Raw genomic sequence first — 16,520 nt, forward strand, 5'->3', positions numbered from 1 at the left:
TGTACGTCTGCTTCACGACCGACCTCCTCACCCTCGCGTCGGGCACCAGCAGCGGGCAAGTGGAGGACGTGCACCAGTGCTGCACGTTTGTGCACACGACGGGGGTGCCGGGCGTCTGGTGAGTTGACCGATTGGTCGGAAAGGCGTAGATTCGAACACGTGTTCGATACTAGCGTTTCCAGAGCCGCGGCAGCGGACCGGCCGGTCCGCGCGCTCGATGCCGCCTACGGGCGGCCGTCGTCGGGCAGCGACATCTGGGTCGACGAGTCGGACGTGCTCGACCCTGTCATCGGTTCCGTCGGGCGCGCGGTCCTCCCCTTCACGTGCGACGACGACGAGTGGGACGCGCGCGTCGCGCTCTGGGCGTACGACGATGCCGAGCTCTCGGCGGCAGACGCGACGAGCATCGGTGCAACCGTCACCGGCATCGGGAGCACACGAGCGGCAGCCGGCATCGACGCTACGAACAACGGTCGTGCGGGCGGGGCCGGCACGACCGGCACGGGTGCGACCAACGACACCGCGGCCGGGACAGAGGTGACCCGGCCGGAGGCGACCGGGCCGGAGGCGACCGGGCCGGAGGCGACCGGACCAGCGGCAACCGGACCAGCGGCAACCGGACCAGCGGCGACCGGACCAGAGGCGACCGGACCAGAGGCGACCGGCTCGGACGCGGTCGGCTCGGACGCGGTCGGCGCGCGGCGGGGGCCGCGGCTGTCGCCGTTCGGGTCCGCCGAGATCCGGCACCATGGGCCCGACCTGCTGCCGCCGGGGCTCCTCGCCGAAGGCGCCGAGCTCTGGCCTGGCGCCGACCTGGTGGGTTCCACACCGTCCGGATCGGTGCTCGCGGGCCTGCTCGAGTGCGTGGACCTGGCGTCGATGACCGATCGTGGCGTGCTCGAGGTGACCGCCGCCTGGGAGCGGCTGGCCGCCTGGGCGTACCTGGGTTCGGCCGCAGCGGCGGCGCACCTCGCGTCGCGCTCGTCGATGAACCCGCCCGACGAGCGCCCACGCAACGCGCGCTTCAGCAGCACCGCCGGTGACGAGGTGGCCCTCCGGCTCGGCTGGTCGCGCCGCGCGGGTGCGAACCTCGTGCGCGAGGGTCGCGCGCTGGACCGTGCGCTCAGCCCGGTCGCAGATGCCGTGCGCGCCGGTGACCTCGATCGGAGCAAGGTGCGCGTGTTCGTCGAGCATCTCGACGACCAGCCCGAGGACCTTGTCGACGCAGTCCTCGACCGCGTGCTCCCCGGCGCCGCGACGCGGACGCCGACCGAGCTCGGGCGTGACCTCGAACGCGCAATCCTCGAGGTCGACCCCGAGTCCGCCGCCGCCCGGCACGACCGAGCCGTGACGCGACGGCGCGTGGATGCGCCCCGTCGACTTCAGAACGGGATGTCGGGCATGTGGGCCGTGCTGCCCGCACACGCGGCGCGCCTGGTCGACGGCACCCTCGACGCCACCGCCCGCGCGGCCCGCGCCGACGGTGACCCGCGCACGCTCGCCCAGCTCCGCGCCGACGTGCTCGTGGGCATCATCGCCGGCACGAGCGACCTCGCCCCCACCGACATCGCGGCGTCGCTCGAGCACGGACCCGACGGTGCGCCCGCCGCGCCGCACGGCGGCTGGCCCGGCGCGCACGCAGTCGAGCCGGACACCGACCGCACCGCGAGCCACCACGCCGCCGAGCCCCGCCCGGCCGCTCACCGCACCGACGACCACCGCGCCACCGACCCCCGCCCCGACGAGCCCCACACCGACGACCACCGCGCTGCCGACGCTCACCCCGCCGAGCCCCGCACCGACGAGCCCCGCACCGACGACCACCGCGTCGCCGACGCTCGCGGGAGGGTGCGCGTGAGGCGTCCTCGCATCCAGGTGAACGTGACCGTGTCGCTGACGACGCTGCTCGGTCTGGACGAGCGGTGCGGTGACGTCGACGGCCAGCCCATGAGCGCCGCTCAGGTCCGGGCACTCGCACTCGAGGGACCTTGGCGGCGGATCGTGACGGATCCGCTGACCGACACGGTGCTCGACGTCGGCACCACGCGCTACCGACCCCCGGCCCACATCGGCGAGCACGTGCGCGTGCGTGACCGGGTCTGCGTGTGGCCGGGGTGCGTCACGCCTGCCGAGCGGGCGGACCTGGACCACACGGTCGAGGCACAGCACGGCGGTCGGACGTCGGCCTCGAACCTAGGACCGCTGTGCCGTCACCACCATCGACTGAAGTCGAGTGGTCGCTACGTGCTGAGCCAGCCGTCGCCGGGAGTGTTCGAGCTGCGCACGCCGACCGGGCAGATCCTTCGGACGCAGCCGGGACTCGGCGGCCGGGTCGAACGCATCGACCGCGCGTACGCGCGCCGGGATGTCGAGTACGCGGCCTACGCGCCACCCGACGACGGTCCCCCGCCGTTCTGATCCCCGCCCGTTCTGACCCACCGTTCCAGCCCCTCGGCAAGCGATGGCTGGAACTGCGGGTGTGTTCCGCAGGCGTTCGGTCCGCGGCGTTCGGCCCGCGGCGTTCGGCCCGCGGTGTTCGGGCCGCGGTGTTCGGGCCGCGGTGTTCGATCCGCAGGCGTTCGGTCAGGGTCTGCCGAGGAGCGTGCGGGCCTCGGCGACCAGGAGGATCGAGCCGGTGACCAGGACGCCGGCGCCGCGTTCGACCTCGGACTCGCCGCGCTCCACGGCGAGGGCGAGGGCGTCGTCGAGTCGCTCGGCGATGTGGACGCGGTCCTCGCCGAAGACGTCGATCGCGACCTCGGCGAGCTCGTCGGCGGGCAGGGCGCGGGCGTTGCCGCACTGGGTCACGACGATCTCGTCGAGGTGCGGCTCGAGCACGGACAGGATGCCCTCGGTGTCCTTGTCGGCCATCACGCCGACGACGCCGACGAGCCGGGCGAACCCGAAGGTCTCGTCGAGCGACGCGACCAGCGCCTCGGCGCCGGCGGTGTTGTGGGCGCCGTCGACGATGACTGTCGGGCTGGAGCGCACGACCTCGAGCCGGCCGGGCGAGTCGACGTCGGCGAACGCGGCGCCGACGATGTCACCCTCGAGCGCGCCGCCGCCGGTCATGAGCGCCTCGGTCGCCGCCAGCGCGAGCAGCGCGTTGTGCGCCTGGAACTCACCGTGCAGGGGCAGGAAGATGTCGGCATACACGCCGCCGATCCCCCGCAGCGTGAGCATCTGCCCACCCACGGCGACCTGCCGCTCCACGACGGCGATCTCGACGTACTCACGCACCACGCGCGCGCCGCGCTCGGCGGAGATGGCGAGCACGACGCCCTCGACATCCTCGTCCTGGTGCGCGAGCACGAGAGTCGCGCCCTCCTTGACGATGCCGGCCTTCACCTCGGCGATCTCGAGCAGGGTCTCGCCGAGCCACATCTGGTGGTCCATCCCGACAGGAGTGATCACCGCGACCTCGCCGTCGGCGACGTTGGTCGCATCCCACGCACCGCCCATGCCGACCTCGACGATCGCGACGTCGACCGGGGCGTCGGCGAACGCCGCGAACGCCATCACGACGAACACCTCGAAGAACGACAGGCCCGGGCGACCCTGCGCGGCGTGCGCCTCGTCCACCATCCGGACGTACGGCTCGACGTCGCGCCAGACCTCGACGAAGCGCTCGTCGGAGATCGGTTCGCCGTCGATCGCAATGCGTTCGTTGACCCGCGTCAGGTGCGGGCTCGTGAACCGCCCCGTGCGCAGCCCGTGCTCGCGCACGAGCCGCTCGATCATCCGGCTCGTCGACGTCTTGCCGTTGGTGCCGGTCACGTGCACGACCCGGTACGCCCGCTGCGGGTCGCCCAGCAGCTCGCACACGTCCCGCACCCGGTCGACCGACGGATTCGGCTCGTGCTCAGGGTTGCGGCGCAGGATCTCGCGGTAGACGTGGTCGGCCTCGGCCGCGGCCTGCGCGGCACGCTCGTGGTCGCTGCGAGATGTCATGGAGCCATTGTGCCGGGCGGGGGTCGCCCCATCGGCCGCTGTCCGGAACCGCATGGTTGCGGGTACCGTCCCGGGATGCACCGTCGCACCTCACCGCTCCTCGTCGTCGCGCTCGCCGCGATGCTCGCCCTCGTCGCGATCCCCTCGGTGGCGGACGACACCGCGGCCTCGTCGGGAGGAACGACCCCGGCCGCGGTGGCCACGAAGGTCGTGGGCAACGGCACGCCGGCCTCGTGCACGCCGGCGGCACTGGCGCGCGCCGTGCGCACCGGCGGGAACATCACGTTCCGGTGCGGCTCGAAGCCGATCGTCATCACGCTCCGGACGACGCTCTACACGTGCAACACGTCGAACTGCAAGCACGTCTGGCAGGGCGGCACCCCGGTCACGGCGATGACGCTCGACGGCGGGGGCAAGGTGACGATCTCGGGCGGCGACGCGCGCGGGATCTTCTACGCGAACACGTGCGAGGAGTCGTTCGGCTGGATCGACGCGCACTGCGACACCCAGCGCACCCCGCACATCACGTTCAAGAACATCACGTTGGCCAACGGCAACGCCACGAAGACCCCGCCCGGCTTCGACGAGGTCGGCGGAGGCGGCGGGGGCGGCGCGATCGCGATGCGCGGGGGCCGCCTGACGGTCCGCGACTCGAAGCTGATCAACAACCGGTGCATGTGGGAGCACTCCGACGCGGGCGGCGGCGCGATCCGCGTCGTCGGCCAGGTCGAGACCACACGCATCTTCGACTCGACGCTGATCAACAACCGGTGCGCGAACGGCGGCGCGGTCTCCTCGCTGGGGGCGCCGCTGCAGATCCGCGACTCGGTGCTCGAGAAGAACCGGGCCACGGGTCACGGGGCGTCGTCGGGTGCGGGCGGCAACGGCGGGGCGGTGTACTTCGACGGCAGCGACCAGGACGTGTACGTCGAACGGACGCGGATCAAGGACAACAGCGCGCACGAGGGTGGCCCGGGCGTGTTCTACGTGAGCAACGACCGCTCGGGCGACCTGCGCATCACCAACTCCACGGTGGTGCACAACACAGGCGCCGCGTTCTGGACCGGCAGCACCACGAACCTCTTCTGGATCGCCCGCTCGTTCGTCAGGACCGGCTCGACGATCGAGTGACGCCCACCGGGCGGCACGTCACCCCTCGATGCGACGCACCTCGACCGCGAGCGCCGCACCGACGGTGACCTCCACCTCCAGCGCGAGCGTCTCGGTCGCGACGAACGCGCGGTGCGTCTCGACGGCGTCGAGCTCGTCGGCCGGCACGGTCAGCGCGAGCGCGATCCGGTCGGTGACGTCGAGACCCGCGGCCTTGCGCGCGTCCTGCACGGCCCGCACGACGTCACGCGCGTAGCCCTCCGCCCGCAGCTCGTCGTCGAGCCCGATGTCGAGCACGACGAAACCGCGGTTCGGCAGCACGGCGGCAGCGACCTCGTCGCCCTCCTCGTCGCGCACGGCCGCGACCAACGCGTACTCGTGCTCGAGCAGCAGCACGTCGCCGTCCGCGACGTGCACCACGACACCCTCGTCGGTCTCGTCCCACTCCCCGGCCTTGGCGGCGCGGATGACGGACTGCACCGCGCGACCAAGGCGCGGACCGGCCGCACGCGCGTTCACGTCGAGCCGCGTCCACACGCCGAACTCGGTCGCCGCCGCGTCGTCGATCGAGTGCAGCACCACGCTGCGCACGTTGACCTCGCTCGCGACGAGGCCGACGAACGGCGCCGCGAGCCGCGGGAACGGGATCGCCACCCGCAGCTCGCGCAGCGGCTGCCGAACCCGCAGGCCGTTGGCCTTGCGCAGCGCGTGCGTCGCGGACACGATCTCGCGCACGCGGTCCATCGCGACGACGAGCTCGGCGTCGGTGAACTCGACCCCGGTGAGCTCGACCGACTCGTCGACGCCGGCCGCTCCCGAACCGGGCGCGGTCACGACCTCCTCGACGGTCGGCCAGTCGACGAGGTGCACGGACCGGCCCCCGGTCAGGCCCCGCCAGATCTCCTCGGTCACGAGGGGGGCGAGCGGCGCCATCACGCGGGTCAGCGTCTCGAGCGCGGTGAACAGGGTGTCGAACGCGGCCTGGTCCTCGTCCCAGAACCGCTGCCGCTGCGTGCGCACGTACCAGTTGGTCAGCACGTCGAGGTGCTGCCGGACCGCCTCGCACGCGCCGGCGACGTCGAAGTCGTCCATGAGCCCGGTCACGCGCGCGACGAGCTCACGCGTGCGCGCCAGCAGGTCACGGTCGGCGGTGCTGACGGCCGCAGCCCCGGCGGCGTCTACCGCACGCGCGACGAGACCTGCCCCGCCGTTGGCCGCGCCGGCGTACAGCGTGAAGAAGTAGTAGGTGCTCCACAGCGGCAGCAGCACCTGGCGCACGCCGTCGCGGATGCCCTCCTCGGTCACGACGAGGTTGCCGCCGCGCAGGATCGAGCTCGACATGAGCGACCAGCGCACGGCGTCCGAGCCGTACACGTCCCACATCTCGACGGGGTCGGGGAAGTTGCGCAGCGACTTGGACGCCTTGCGGCCGTCGTCGCCCAGCACGATGCCGTGGCACATGACGTTGCGGAACGCCGGCCGGTCGAAGATCGCGGTGGCCAGCACGTGCAGCGTGTAGAACCAGCCGCGGGTCTGGCCGATGTACTCGACGATGAAGTCGCCCGGGTAGTGGTGCTCGAACCAGTCCGCGTTCTCGAACGGGTAGTGCACCTGCGCGAACGGCATCGACCCGGAGTCGAACCACACGTCGAGCACGTCGGAGATCCGGCGCATCGTCGAGCGGCCCGTCGGGTCGTCGGGGTTCGGCCGGGTCAGCTCGTCGATGAAGGGCCGGTGCAGGTCCGGCTCGCCCGCGTCGTTCGTCGGGACACGCCCGAAGTCGCGCTCGAGCTCGGCGAGCGAGCCGTACGCGTCGACGCGCGGGTAGGTCGGGTCGTCGGACACCCACACCGGGATCGGCGTGCCCCAGTACCGGTTGCGGCTGATCGACCAGTCGCGCGCACCCGCGAGCCACTTGCCGAACTGACCGTCCTTGATGTGCTCGGGCACCCAGGTGATCTCCTGGTTGTGCTCGACCATGCGGTCCCGGAACTCGGTGACCCGCACGAACCACGACGAGACCGCCTTGTAGATCAGCGGGTTCCGGCACCGCCAGCAGTGCGGGTAGGAGTGCTCGTAGGTCTCGTGCCGCACGACGAGCGAGCGCAGCGGCTCGGGCGTCCGCGCGAGCGGACCGGTGCCCGCCTTGAGGTCGGCGATCACCTGCTTGTTCGCGTCGAACACCTGCACGTCCGCGTAGTCGCTCACGAGCGCGGTGAACCGCCCCCGCTCGTCGACCGGCACGACCGGCGCGATCCCCGCCGCGTCGCAGGCCGCCATGTCGTCCTCGCCGAACGCGGGCGCGAGGTGCACGATGCCCGAACCGTCGGTCGTCGTGACGAAGTCGGCCGCGAGCACCTGGTGCGCGTTCTCCTGACCGAGGAAGTAGTCGAACGGCGGCGTGTAGCCGCGCCCGACGAGGTCCGCGCCGAGCAGCTCCTCGACGACGGCGGCCTCCCCCAGCTCTCGCTGGTAGGCGCCGACGCGTGCGGCGGCCAGCACCACACGCTCGTCGGGGTGCGCCTGGGCGAACGGCGAGTCCGGTGCGGGCTCGACGACGACGTACTCGATCTGCGGTCCCACCGCGATCGCCAGGTTGGAGGGCAGCGTCCACGGCGTCGTCGTCCAGATCAGCGCGAGCTCACCTGTCTCCAGGCGCAGGCCGACCGTGAGCGCGGGGTCCTGCCGCGACGCGTACACGTCGTCGTCCATCCGCAGCTCGTGGTTGGACAACGGGGTCTCGTCGACCCAGCAGTACGGCAGGACGCGGTAGCCCTCGTACGCGAGGCCCTTGTCGTAGAGCTGCTTGAAGCCCCAGATCACGGACTCCATGAACGTGACGTCGAGCGTCTTGTAGTCGTGGTCGAAGTCCACCCAGCGCGCCTGCCGCGTGACGTAGTCGCGCCACTCCTCGGTGTACTTCAGCACCGACTCGCGGCACGCCTCGTTGAACTTGTCGATCCCCAGCTCGTCGATCTGCGACTTCTCGGTGATGCCCAGCAGACGCTGCGCCTCGAGCTCGGCCGGCAGCCCGTGGGTGTCCCAGCCGAACCGGCGCTCGACGCGGCGGCCCTTCATCGTCTGGTAGCGCGGCACGACGTCCTTGACGTACCCCGTCAGCAGGTGGCCGTAGTGCGGCAGGCCGTTGGCGAACGGCGGGCCGTCGTAGAAGACGAACTCGTTCGAGCCGTTCTCGCCGGCCGGCCGCTGGTCGATCGACGCCTGGAACGTGCCGTCGGCGGCCCAGTGCGCGAGCACCTCGTGCTCGAGGTTCGGCAGGTCGGGTGAGGCGGGCACGGGCGTGCCGGGACGGTGCAGCGGGTAGCGACGGTCGGTCACCGGCGGCGTCTCCTGTGGTCGGCCCGACGCGGGTGAGCGCGGGCGTCGCGGGCTACGAGGACGATCACCCGGACCGGACCGGGCCACCGCGGTACCACCTCGCTTGCCGGCGACCCACGGGTGCGGGCACGTCGACCACTCGAACGGCTGTGACGGGCCTACCCGTCCGGTTCTACTGGGGACGAGGTTCCGCCCTGTTCTTCCGGAGGCTCCCCGGTGATGGCCGGATCGGTGCCTGTGCGCCCAGGGTAGCCGACGTCAGCCTTCGAGGTCCGCCAGGAACGCGGCGACCCACGCCAGCGCCGAGCTCCAGTTGACCGCCATCTCGTTGACGCCCCACGCCGCGATGTCGTCGACGAAGCAGAGCTGCGCAGGGCTGCCCGCCAGGTGCGCGGAGACGGGGTCCGGGGTGCCGCTGTTGGGCCCGCCCGAGACCGTGCCACGCGGCGGGTGGGGCGTCGTCGGGTCCACCTGGTGCGCGTACCAGCGGCTGTGCTGGTTCTGTACCGACCGGGCGCCGTAGCCGGTCACGTAGCTCAGACCGAGCGCGTTGCGGCCGAGCAGGTAGTCCATGCCCTCGGCCACCGCGTCGAGGTAGCGGCGCTCACCCGTCACGTCGTGCGCGGTCGCGACGACGACCAGGTCGTTGAGCAGCAGGCCGTTGGAGCCCCAGTCGTAGCGGCCGTCGTCGGGCACGTACGGGTGCCCGAACGGGTTCGCCGCCTGGCGCGCGACGAGAGCATCGGCGGCGGCGACGACACGTGCGCGGGCCGCGTGCCGGGTCGGCAGGTGCCGGCCACCCGGGGACGCGGCGAGCGTGAGCAGCGCGAAGCCCGCGGTGCGTCGCCAGTCCAGCTCACCCGGCACGAACGGTTCGCGGGCACCCGTCAGGAACGGGTTCGCCGCCAGGTCGGCGACGAACCGTTCGTCGCCCGTGGTGCACGCGAGCTCGGCGGCGGCCCACGCGCGCTCGTCGTCGAGGTCGGTGTCGTCGTACGGGCCGCTGCCCGGGTTCGCGAGCACGTTCGTGTCGGGCGCGAAAAGGTCAGGCGTGCGCTCCGCCGCCTCGTAGGCGACGAGCGCGGCGGCCAGGAGCCGGTCCGCGAACGCCGGGTCGAACGCGCGCCAGACGCGGGCGCCCTGCGCGGCGGCGGCCGCGAGGTCGAGTGTCGCGGCCGTCGAGGGCCGGTGCAGGAAACGCCGCTGCGGGTCGTCCGCGGGGAGCGTGGGGATGCCGGTCCAACGTTCGTCGGCGACCTTGTGGTGCGCCATGCCCGAGTGACGCCGCCCTGCGGGCACCTGCATCCGCAGCAGCCACTCCAGCTCCCAGCGCGCCTCGTCGAGCACGGCGGGGACCTCGTCCGGGTCGTCGACGCCGCGCAGGTGGGCACGCTCGTACGACGAGAGGAGCTGGGCGACCGCGACGGCGCCGTTGACCACGTACTTGCCGTGATCGCCCGCGTCGTACCAACCTCCGGTCACGTCGAGCACGTGCGTGTCGGTCCAGCCGTCGTACAGGTCGACGCCCTCGGCGGTCACCGCATGGCCCGCGGGCAGGCACGGCACGCGCGTGTCGCCGCCGTGCGCGCTGCCCGCGACGTGGCCGGCCGCGCGGCCGTACCCCGGCCCGAGCCGGGCGGCGTCGATCTCGATGCCGCTGCGCTGTCCGTAGAACACCGCGAGCGAGTCGGCGGCCAACTCGTCGTAGAGCCCCGCGGCGATCCGCACGGGGTCGCTGCGAGCGCCGTCGGCCGTCTCGAGGCGGACGTCCTGTGCCGGGCCGCCCACGGGGCGCTCGGTGCTGTCGAGGGCGACGTCGACGACGTGGACGTGCAGGCCGCTGGACGCGTCGAACCCGTGCGGGCGGGACAGACCCGCCGCGAGCGTGGCACCGTCGCGACGAAGCCACCACGGCACGGGCGCGGTCTGCTCGCTGACGAGCGTCGCACGCACAGGCCCGCCGAGCCGGTAACCGTGCTGGTTGACGAGCAGGCGCGGCACGTCCGGTCCCACTGGTGACCTCCCCCGTCGGCTGGCACGCTGCGGGTCCACCCTGCCACCTCGAGGCCCGGCCCGGATGCGGCCCGGATGTGGCCCGGGTCGACTCAGACACCCCAGAGGCCGCGTTCGACGAGCACGTCGCGCAGCAGGTCGGCGCGGTTGCTGATGATCCCGTCGACGCCGCGGTCGAGCAACGCCCGCATGGTCGTGGCGTCGTCGACGGTCCAGACGTGCACGAGCCGGCCCGAGCGGTGCGCCGCGCTCACATGATGCTCCGTGACGAGCGGCCGCCGCGGGTCGCGGCCCGCCCGCAGCCGCCACGGCACCTGGAACGCGTCCACCCGGCGCGCCGCCCGCGCCGGCAGCCGTCCCGTCGCACCGGCCGCCAGGAACAGCCCGCACTCTGCCGTGGCGGCGCCGGTCGCGACCGGCCGCGAGAGCCGTGCGAGCGTCGCATCCCGACGCTCGGCGGAGAACGAGGTGACGCACACACGGTCGTGGGCGGTGGTGCGCTCGATCGCCGCGGCGACCGGACCGATCGCGGACCGCGCCTTGATGTCGATGTTCAGCCGCAGGTCCGGCCACGTGCCGAGCACGTCCTCGATGCGCGGGACCGGCTCCACTCCCCCGACGAGTGCGCGCCCGACGTGCGTCCAGCGCAGCTCGGCGACGGCGCCGGTGCGATCGGTCGTGCGGTCGAGGGTCGGGTCGTGCAGCGCGACGGCGACCCCGTCACAGGTGCCGTGGGCATCGGTCTCCACGTACCGGAACCCGAGGTCGATCGCCGCCTGGAACGCCGCCATCGTGTTCTCCAGCCCCGTGGGCGAGAACCCGCGGTGCGCGAGCGCGAGCACGCTGCCCGGCTCGCCGAAGTACGGATGCCTCATGTCCCCACCCTGCTCCACCACGTGGGGCCTGTCGTCAGCGCGACGCCGACCGGCTCGCCGGCTGGTCGGACCACGGGAACGTGATCCACCGGTCGGTGGTCCCGCACGTGGGGTCCGGGACCTGAGGCAGGATCGAACGCATGACTCCCCTGGTCCTCCTCGATCTCGACGGCACGCTCATCGACTCGTCGGAGGGGATCCTCGGGTCGTTGCGCGCCGGCTTCACCGCGGCGGGCCTGCGCGTCCCGCCGCCGGACGTGCTGCGCACGTTCATCGGGCCGCCGATCCACGACTCGATGCGCCGTGCGGGGGTCCCCGAGCCGCTCGTCGAAACCGTTGTCACCGGTTACCGCACCGAGTTCGCCGCACGCGGGATGTACGAGGCGGCGCTCTACGACGGGGTGCGCGAGGCGCTCGGGGGTCTGCGGTCGGCGGGGTTGCGCCTCGCGGTCGCGACCGCGAAGCCGGAGGTGTTCGCGGTGCCGATCTGCGCTCACCTCGGGCTGACGCCGCTGCTCGAGGGCATCGTCGGGGCGCCTCTCGAGGAGGGCACCACGAAGGGCGACATCATCCGCCGCGCGGCGGCGGACCATCCGGGTGCGGCGCTCATGGTCGGCGACCGCGAGCACGACGTCGAGGGCGCGATCGAGAACGGGCTCGCGAGCATCGGCGTGCGCTGGGGCTTCGCGGGACCGGGCGAGCTCGAGGCCGCGGGTGCGACCCGCATCGTCGAGTCGCCCGGCGCGCTGGTCGCCACCGTGCTCGAGCTGCTCGGGCCGGTCGAGCCGGAGCGCCCGACGGCTTGACCTTGACGTCGCGTCAACTTCTACCGTGGAGCAGGTTCGGAAGGAGACGACGATGCGGGCTTCGATCCACGAGGTCGCCCGGGCGACGGGCACCACCAGCAGGACGTTGCGCCACTACGACGCGATCGGCCTGCTGGCGCCCACGCACGTGGCCGACAACGGCTACCGCTGGTACGACGAGGACGCCCTGGTGCGCCTGCAGCGGATCCTGCTGCTGCGCGAGCTCGGGCTCGGCCTGGCCGAGATCGGCCGGGTGCTCGACCGCGACCAGGACGAGGCGGCGGCGCTGCGCCGGCACCTCGCGTGGCTGCGCTCCGAGCAGGACCGGCTCGCCCGGCTCGTCGGCTCCGTCGAACGGACCATCACCGCACGAGAGGAAGGAGACGGACTCATGACCGAGGAGATGTTCGACGGGTTCGACCACACGCAGTACCGGCAGGAGGTCGAGCAGCGCTGGGGCGTGGACACGTACGCCGCGTCCGACCGCTGGTGGACGGGCATGTCCGCCGACGAGCAGGCGGGCTGGAAGTCGCAGGCCGCGGCGCTCGCGACCGCATGGGCCGATGCCGCCGCGGCAGGCACGGATCCGGCGTCCGACGAGGCGCAGTCGCTCGCCGACCGGCACGTGGCCTGGCTGGCCAGCATCCCCGGCACACCCGGGTACGGCGCAGGCGGCCCGACGAGCGAGTACCTGCTGGGCCTGGCCGACATGTACGTGGCCGACCCGAGGTTCGCGCAGGGGTACGGCGGGGCGGAGCAGGCGCCGTTCGTGCGCGACGCGATCCGGACGTGGGTCGAGCGCAACCGCTGACCGTGTGGCGGGCCGGCCGCCAGCACCGTGCTCAGCGCAGCAGGCTGGCCCGCCACTGGGCATGCAGGTCCGCGAACCGGCCATCGCCGACCGCGAGCTCGTCGGGCGCACCGTCCTCGACCACGCGGCCGGCGTCGACCACGAGCACGCGGTCGGCCCCCATCACGGTGGAGAGCCGGTGCGCGATGACGATCGACGTGCGCCCGGCGAGCAGCGTGCGCAGACCGCGCTGCACGAGCGCCTCGCCGGGCACGTCGAGCGAGCTCGTCGCCTCGTCGAGCACGAGCACGGCGGGGTCGGCCAGGAACGCACGCGCGAACGAGACGAGCTGTCGCTGACCCGACGACAGCCGCACGCCGCGCTTGTCGACCGGCGTGTCGTACCCCTGCGGCATCGCGGTCACGACGTCGTGCACGCCGACCGCGCGTGCCGCCGCCTCGATCTCGGCCCGGGACGCGCCGGGCCGGCCCAGCGCGATGTTCGCCGCGACCGAACCCGAGAAGAGGTACGACTCCTGGGTCACCATGACGACGGCGCGGCGCAGGTCGAGCGGGTCGAGCTCGCGCACGTCGATGCCGTCGAGCAGCACCGCACCCGCGCGCACGTCGTAGAACCGCGCGAGGAGCTTGGCGATCGTCGACTTGCCCGCCCCGGTCTCCCCGACGAGCGCGACCGACTGGCCGGCCGGGACGTGCAGGTCGAGCCGCGGCAGGACGACGGGCCCGGAGCCGTACCCGAACTCGACGCCGGTCAGCCGCAGGTCACCACGCGGGTGCTCCAGCGCGACCGGGTGCGCCGGTTCCGGCACGGTCGGCTCCTCCGCGAGCAGCCCCGAGAGCTTCTCGAGCGCCGCGACCGCGGACTGGAACGAGTTGTAGAACATGCCGATCTGCGCCAGCGGTGCGAAGAACCGCCGCGCGTAGAGCACCGCGGCCACGAGCACGCCGACCGCGAGGTCGCCCTCGAACGCGCGCAGGCCGCCGACGAGCAGCACCGCCGCGACGGTCGTGTTGCCGATCAGCGTCAGGCCGGTGTCGAACACGCCGTTGACGCGGATCGCAGCCGCCGAGGTGCCGCGGTAGACCTCCGCCGCCTCGTCGTACTCGCGCGCCGAACGCTCCTCACGTCGGAAGCCCTGGACCGCGCGGATGCCGGTCATGGTCTCGACGAACCGCACGATCAGGCGCGCCGCGGCGGTGCGGTTGAGCCGGTACTGGCGCTGCGAGCGCAGCTGGAACCACCGGGTCAGGATCACGCCGGGCACGACCGCGATGAGCAGCACCAGTCCGCTGCGCCAGTCGAGCACCGCGAGCGAGACCGCCGTGAACACCATCGCCAACGCACTGGACGCCAGCGTCGTCACGCCACCGTCGAGCAGCTCGCGCAGCGCGTCGGTGTCCGAGGTCTGACGCGAGATGATCCGGCCCGACGTGTACCGCTCGTGGAACTCGAGGCTGAGCCGCTGGGTGTGCCGGAACAGCCGCCCGCGCAGGTCGAGCAGCACCGACTGGCTCACGCGCGCCGACGCGCGCACGACCGCCGCCGCCAGCAGCCCGCCGGCGACCGCGAGCACCAGGTACGCGGCGGAGGCGAGCACGACGGGGCGCGCGTCGCCACCCTCGTCGAGAAGCGGCAGCGCCGAGTCGATCCCGTAGGCGACCAGCAGCGGCCCGGCCACCGCGGCGAGCTGTGCGAGCACGACGAGCACGACGGTCGCCCACGCCGGCGCCGCGACCGGCGCCAGGAGCGAGCCGAGCAGCGCGAGCGAGCGCCGCCGCACGGCGCGGGAGTCGTCGGTCACGGCGTCACCAGCTGGTGGGAGGCGGCCGAGGCCGTGAGCACGTGGCGGTAGTGCGGGTGGTGCGCCATCAGCTCGGCGTGCGTGCCGACGCCGGTGATGCGCCCGTCCTCGAGCACCGCGACGCGGTCCGCCAGCGCGACGGTCGAGGGCCGGTGGGCGACGACGAGCGTCGTGGTGCCGACGAGCTCGGCGCGCAGCCGAGCGGTGACGTCGGCCTCGGTCGCGACGTCGAGCGCCGAGAGCGGGTCGTCGAGCAGGAGCACGCGCGGCCGTACCGCGATCGCGCGGGCGAGCGCGATGCGCTGGCGCTGCCCGCCGGACAGACTCAGCCCCTCCTCGCCGATGACGGTGTCCAGGCCGTCCGGCAGCGTGCGGGCGAACCCGGCCCGGGCCACGTCGAGCGAGCGTCGCAGGAGCTCGTCCGCCTCGACCGGCGGCAGGTCGTCCACGCCCAGCAGCACGTTCTCGCGCACCGACGCCGAGAACAGCACCGGGTCCTCGAACGCGACCGCGACCGCGCGGCGCAGCTCGCCACGCGAGAGGTCCCGGACGTCGACCCCGTCGAGCAGGACGGCTCCCGCCGTGACGTCGACGAACCGGGGCACGAGCTGCAGCAGGGTCGTCTTGCCGCTGCCGGTCAGCCCGACGAGCGCGGTCGTCTCCCCCGCGCGCAGCTCGAGGTCGATCCCGGCGAGCGTCTCGCGACCCGAACGAGGGTGCGTGAACCGCACGTCGCGCAGCTCGACCCGCGAGCCGGCTTCCGGTCGCGGCGGCAGGTGCACCGGCTCGGCCGGGTCCGTCAACGACGGCACGGTGTCCATCACCTCGAGATAGCGCTCGGTCGCGGCGCGCGCGTCGAGCGTCATCGCGAGCAGCTGGCCGAGCCGCTCCACGGGCGCGTTGACCACGGCGGCGGTCGCGAAGTAGGCGACGAGCGCTCCGACGGACAGCCGGCCGGCGGCGGCGAGCGAGACGCCGACCGCGAGCGAGACGGCCAGCACGGCCTCGGGGATCGCCCCGAGGGCGAGCGTCACGCGCGACTGGGTGCGCGCCTTGTGGAGCTCCGTCTCTCGAAGCTCGTCGGCCTGGCGGACGAACTCGTCGAGCGCGTCGTCACCCCGACCGAACGCCTTGAGCACACGGATGCCGTGCACGGACTCCTCGACCGCGGTCGCCAGGTCGCCCGCCTGCTCGCGGGCGCGGCGCGCGACGACCTTGTAGTCCTCGCGGAACCGGAAGCCGAGCCAGATCATCGGCACCGCACCCACCAGGTACACGGCCCCGAGCGCGGGGGCGGTCCACAGCATGAGCACCACGCCGACGACCACCGTCGTCGCGCTCACGCACATGATGACCAGCCCGAACACGGTCCAGCGCCGGATGGTGCCGAGGTCCGACATCGAGCGCGAGAGGAGCTGACCGCCGGACCACCGGTCGTGGAACTCGGCGGGCTGGTCGAGCAGGTGCCGGAACAGGTCCGAGCGCATGTCGAGCTCGACGAACGTGCCCGGCGTGACGATCAGCGCGCGGCGGCACCAGACGAGGAAGGCCTCGAGGAGCCCGAGCACCAGCACGAGCCCCGCCGCCACGACGACCGCCCCGCGCGAACCGTCGGTCAGCAGCGGGCCGTCCACGACGTGCGCGAGCACCTGCGGGACCGCGAGCGCCAGCAGGCTCGCCCCGAGAGCGGTGAGGCCGCCGAGCACGATGCGCGGCAGCGCGGGTCGCGCCCACCGGACCAGTCGCAGCAGCACGGCGGTCGTGGAGGTGGGCACCGGACCACCCTACGAACGCATACCGACACGTGCGTCAGG

10 protein-coding genes are annotated in these 16,520 nt (G+C 73.1%); 4 read left to right on the forward strand and 6 right to left on the reverse strand.

All coding sequences use genetic code 11. From position 1 onward, the window contains the following. Window positions 1-159: 159 nt before the first annotated feature. Complete coding sequence (locus CCO02nite_RS05210; RefSeq protein ID WP_146841988.1) at window positions 160-2,418, forward strand: HNH endonuclease signature motif containing protein; 2,259 nt, start codon at window positions 160-162, stop codon at window positions 2,416-2,418. A 165-nt stretch (window positions 2,419-2,583) separates the two neighbouring features. Here the strand turns inward: CCO02nite_RS05210 and CCO02nite_RS05215 are convergent, their stop codons facing one another. Continuing rightward, on the reverse strand, window positions 2,584-3,951 hold the full coding sequence (locus CCO02nite_RS05215) for a bifunctional folylpolyglutamate synthase/dihydrofolate synthase (protein WP_146841990.1): 1,368 nt from the start codon (window positions 3,949-3,951) through the stop codon (window positions 2,584-2,586). Window positions 3,952-4,026: 75 nt separating this feature from the next. Here CCO02nite_RS05215 and CCO02nite_RS05220 point away from each other — a divergent pair, with 75 nt between their 5' ends. Beyond that, a complete protein-coding gene (locus CCO02nite_RS05220) occupies window positions 4,027-5,082 on the forward strand; it encodes a hypothetical protein (RefSeq protein WP_146841992.1) in 1,056 nt (351 codons plus the stop codon). Between the two features lie 18 nt (window positions 5,083-5,100). On the opposite strand, the gene ileS is transcribed toward CCO02nite_RS05220, so the two are convergent. The 3 genes from ileS to CCO02nite_RS05240 all read right to left on the reverse strand — a co-directional run bounded on the left by ileS (window position 5,101) and on the right by CCO02nite_RS05240 (window position 11,288). Beyond that, window positions 5,101-8,400, reverse strand: a complete 3,300-nt coding sequence (ileS, locus tag CCO02nite_RS05225; protein WP_146841993.1) for an isoleucine--tRNA ligase — start codon at window positions 8,398-8,400, stop codon at window positions 5,101-5,103. A gap of 258 nt (window positions 8,401-8,658) precedes the next feature. After that, the gene (locus CCO02nite_RS05235) at window positions 8,659-10,413 is read right to left on the reverse strand and encodes a glycoside hydrolase family 9 protein (protein ID WP_186812580.1); all 1,755 of its coding nucleotides are present in this window, start codon (window positions 10,411-10,413) and stop codon (window positions 8,659-8,661) included. 92 nt (window positions 10,414-10,505) lie between these two features. Beyond that, the gene (locus tag CCO02nite_RS05240) at window positions 10,506-11,288 is read right to left on the reverse strand and encodes a glycerophosphodiester phosphodiesterase family protein (RefSeq protein WP_146841996.1); all 783 of its coding nucleotides are present in this window, start codon (window positions 11,286-11,288) and stop codon (window positions 10,506-10,508) included. 140 nt (window positions 11,289-11,428) lie between these two features. On the opposite strand from CCO02nite_RS05240, the gene CCO02nite_RS05245 reads away from it, so the two are divergent. Further along, window positions 11,429-12,094, forward strand: a complete 666-nt coding sequence (locus CCO02nite_RS05245; protein ID WP_146841998.1) for an HAD hydrolase-like protein — start codon at window positions 11,429-11,431, stop codon at window positions 12,092-12,094. 52 nt (window positions 12,095-12,146) lie between these two features. Further along, window positions 12,147-12,905, forward strand: coding sequence for a MerR family transcriptional regulator (locus CCO02nite_RS05250; RefSeq protein ID WP_146841999.1), 759 nt, complete (start codon window positions 12,147-12,149; stop codon window positions 12,903-12,905). Window positions 12,906-12,936: 31 nt separating this feature from the next. Here the strand turns inward: CCO02nite_RS05250 and CCO02nite_RS05255 are convergent, their stop codons facing one another. Together CCO02nite_RS05255 and CCO02nite_RS05260 are read right to left on the reverse strand one after the other, a co-directional pair. Continuing rightward, window positions 12,937-14,706: an ABC transporter ATP-binding protein gene (locus tag CCO02nite_RS05255; protein ID WP_146842000.1), complete on the reverse strand. Its 1,770-nt coding sequence runs from the start codon at window positions 14,704-14,706 to the stop codon at window positions 12,937-12,939. Beyond that, window positions 14,703-16,481: an ABC transporter ATP-binding protein gene (locus CCO02nite_RS05260; RefSeq protein WP_246117356.1), complete on the reverse strand. Its 1,779-nt coding sequence runs from the start codon at window positions 16,479-16,481 to the stop codon at window positions 14,703-14,705. The genes CCO02nite_RS05255 and CCO02nite_RS05260 overlap by 4 nt, the downstream gene beginning before the upstream one ends. Between the last annotated feature and the right edge of the window lie 39 nt (window positions 16,482-16,520).

This window comes from Cellulomonas composti, assembly GCF_007990245.1.
In the GTDB taxonomy this organism is placed as follows: Bacteria; Actinomycetota; Actinomycetes; order Actinomycetales; family Cellulomonadaceae; genus Cellulomonas; species Cellulomonas composti.

Coding starts and splice junctions, on each gene's coding strand:
- CCO02nite_RS05215 (WP_146841990.1), bottom strand. CDS start 3,951: ATGACATCTCGCAGCGACCACGAGCGTGCCGCGCAGGCCGCGGCCGAG.
- CCO02nite_RS05220 (WP_146841992.1), top strand. CDS start 4,027: ATGCACCGTCGCACCTCACCGCTCCTCGTCGTCGCGCTCGCCGCGATG.
- CCO02nite_RS05240 (WP_146841996.1), bottom strand. CDS start 11,288: ATGAGGCATCCGTACTTCGGCGAGCCGGGCAGCGTGCTCGCGCTCGCG.
- CCO02nite_RS05245 (WP_146841998.1), top strand. CDS start 11,429: ATGACTCCCCTGGTCCTCCTCGATCTCGACGGCACGCTCATCGACTCG.
- CCO02nite_RS05250 (WP_146841999.1), top strand. CDS start 12,147: ATGCGGGCTTCGATCCACGAGGTCGCCCGGGCGACGGGCACCACCAGC.